2 protein-coding genes are annotated in these 2,878 nt (G+C 70.6%); both read left to right on the top strand.

Going from position 1 to position 2,878, the window contains the following annotated elements:
• Nucleotides 1-208: 208 nt before the first annotated feature.
• Entirely contained in the window at nucleotides 209-1,819 is a 1,611-nt protein-coding gene (locus ACFFNX_RS46810; protein ID WP_378212841.1) for an ABC transporter substrate-binding protein, read from the top strand.
• A 2-nt stretch (nucleotides 1,820-1,821) separates the two neighbouring features.
• Nucleotides 1,822-2,781, top strand: a complete 960-nt coding sequence (locus ACFFNX_RS46805) for an ABC transporter permease (RefSeq protein ID WP_378212840.1) — start codon at nucleotides 1,822-1,824, stop codon at nucleotides 2,779-2,781.
• The last annotated feature ends 97 nt before the right edge of the window (nucleotides 2,782-2,878 follow it).

Genomic DNA, 2,878 nt, shown 5'->3' with positions numbered 1-2,878 from the left:
GCGCCCGGCGACGCCCGCGACGAGATCTTGGCAACGAACCGCTCTCATTTTGGTCGACGAAACCCATCCGAAACAGGATTTTGTATACGGTCATGCGACCGACCAGGCCTCAATGCGGGCGTGGTCCCGTCCGAAACCGGTCTCGAGTCCCCCCAACCCGACGTCTCCTGTCCCGTCCCGACCCCCATCGGAGAAGGAGCGACCGTCCATGTACCTCCCTCGTCGGCTCGTCGCCGCGCTCGCGGCGCTGTCACTTGCCCTCGCCGCCGCGTGTTCCGGCGGTGGCGGCACCGCCAAACCGTCCGTCTCCGCCGCCACCGCGGACAACCGCGCGGTGAAGAACGGCGGCACCCTCACGATGGCGCTGTCGGCGGACCCGGACGCCCTGGACCCCAGCACCTCGGTCACCCTGCTGGGCCGTGAGGTGTTCACCTCGATCTGCGAGAAGCTGTACGACATCAACGCGGACGCCCAGATCGTCCCGCAGCTCGCTTCCGCCCTTCCCGACATCTCAGGGGACGGGAAGACGGTGACCATCAAGCTCCGCAGCGGAGTGAAGTTCAACGACGGCACCGCCTTCGACGCGGCGGCCGTGAAGAAGTCGCTCGACCGCGACCGCACCTGGAAGAAGTCGGCCCGCACCGCCGACCTGGCCGCGGTGAAGAACGTGGACGTGGTGGACCCCGGCACCGTACGGCTCACGCTGTCGCGCCCGTACTCTCCGCTGACCGCCCAGCTCGCCGACCGGGCCGGGATGGTCATGTCGCCCAAGGCCCTCGACGCCGAGGGAGACGACTTCGGCGCGCACCCGGTCTGCGTCGGCCCGTTCAAGTTCGCCAGCCGTACCTCGGGCAGCCAGATCGTCGTCGACCGGGCCCCGGACTACTACGACGCCGCGAAGGTCAAGCTCGACCGCGTCGTCTACAAGATCATCGTGGATCCGAACGTCCGGGCCGCCAACCTCAAGTCCGGCGACGTGCAGGCCGCCGAGGAGCTCGCCAACACCACGGTCGCGGGCGTGCAGGCCGATCCGAACCTGCGCGTCGTCTCCGGCGGTGGCCTGGGCTACTACGGCGTCCAGATCAACATCGGCAACGCCCACGGCTCCACCGAGAAGCCCGGCCCGATCAACACGCCGCTGGGCAAGAGCCCGGAGCTGCGCCAGGCCTTCGAGCTGTCCCTGGACCGCGCCGCGATCAACAAGACGGTCTACAACGGGCTCAACCAGCCCGACTGCAGCCCGCTGCCGCTGAACAGCTCCTTCCGTGACAAGAGCCTGGCCTGTTCGGGCCGGGACGTCGCCCAGGCCAAGCAGCTCGTCGCCAAGTCGGGGTTCAAGCCGCCGATCCCGGTCAAGCTCCAGGTCCCCAACGACGCCACCAACGAGCGGCTCGGCCAGGTCATCCAGCAGATGACGAAGGAGACCGGCTTCGACGTCTCCGTGCAGCCGATCGACTTCGCGACCGGGCTGGAGCAGGGCGCGGCCGGCAAGTTCGACGCCATGCAGGTCGGGTGGTCCGGGCGCATCGACCCCGACGGCGACCTGACCGGCCAGATCACCACCGGCGGCCAGAACAACTACGCGGGCATGTCCGACCCGGGCATCGACGACCCGATCCAGCAGGCCGCGGCCACGCAGGACGCCGCCCAGCGCACCCGCCTGTACTCCCAGGCGATCCAGCGGCAGGCCCAGGTGCGCGGAATGATCTACCTGTACCACCAGCTCTACTACCTGGGCATGCGCAAGGACGTCGCCGGCATCCGGTACTACGCCGACGGCCTGCCCCGGCTCGGCACCGCCGGATTCGCCGCGCAGTAGCCATGGCCCTGTTCATTCTGCGACGGCTCGGCGCCGCCGTGATCGTGCTGTTCCTGGGCAGCGTCCTGGTCTTCCTGGGCGTGCGGGCGCTGCCCGGGGACCCGGCACGCGTGCTCGCCGGGCAGGAGGCCACGCCGGAGGCGATCGCCGCGATCCGGCACGACTACGGGCTCGACCGGCCCCTGCCCGTGCAGTACGCGCAGTGGGCCGGCAAGGCCCTCACCGGCGACTTCGGCCGGTCCACCCAGGACCGGCTGCCGGTCGCCCACATCCTCACCCAGCGGCTGCCGGTCACGATCGAGCTGTCCGTCCTGGCGATGATCGTCGCCGTCGGGGTCGGCGTCACCGCCGGCGTCGTGGCGGCGACCCGCCGCGGCCGGTTCGCCGATCACGTCGCGACCGGCTTCGGACTGGTCGGGCTGTCGGTTCCGCACTTCTGGCTGGGCATCCTCGGCATCCTGCTGTTCTCCGTGCGGCTGCACTGGCTGCCCGCCTCCGGCTACGTGCCCTTCACCGGTGACCCGGGCGGCAACCTGGAGCGCATGCTGCTGCCCGCGCTGGTGCTCGGCACCGGCTTCGCGGCGGTGCTGATGCGGCAGACGCGGTCGGCGATGCTGGAGTCGCTGTCGGCCGACTACGTGCGCACCGCGCGCGCCAAGGGACTGCCGGAGCGCTCGGTGGTGGGCGTGCACGCGCTGCGCAACAGCCTGACGACGGTGGTGACCGTGCTCGGTCTCCAGCTCGGCGCGCTGATCAGCGGCGCGGTGGTGACCGAGCAGATCTTCGTCATCCCCGGCTTCGGCAAGCTGACCGTCGACGCCGTGGTGACCCGGAACTACCCGGTCATCCAGGCGGTGGTGCTGGTCACGGTGGCGGGCTACATCGCGGTCAACCTGCTCGTCGACCTCGCGTACGGCGTGCTGAACCCGCGGGTGCGGCTGGCGGGGGTGGCCGATGGCTGATCAGACGCTGTCCGCTCCCCTGCCGGCCCTCGCCGGCGCGACGCCCGGACGCGCGCGCCAGGTCTGGCGGCGGTTCCGCCGCCGGCCCGCCGCGATG

The organism is Actinoallomurus acaciae (genome assembly GCF_042429965.1).
GTDB classification, from domain to species: Bacteria; Actinomycetota; Actinomycetes; order Streptosporangiales; family Streptosporangiaceae; genus Actinoallomurus; species Actinoallomurus acaciae.
This window is presented reverse-complemented; position numbering and strand designations above follow the sequence as displayed.

What these genes read in the sequence shown, in the direction of transcription:
- ACFFNX_RS46810 (WP_378212841.1), top strand. Translation starts at nt 209, where the DNA reads ATGTACCTCCCTCGTCGGCTCGTCGCCGCGCTCGCGGCGCTGTCACTT.
- ACFFNX_RS46805 (WP_378212840.1), top strand. Translation starts at nt 1,822, where the DNA reads ATGGCCCTGTTCATTCTGCGACGGCTCGGCGCCGCCGTGATCGTGCTG.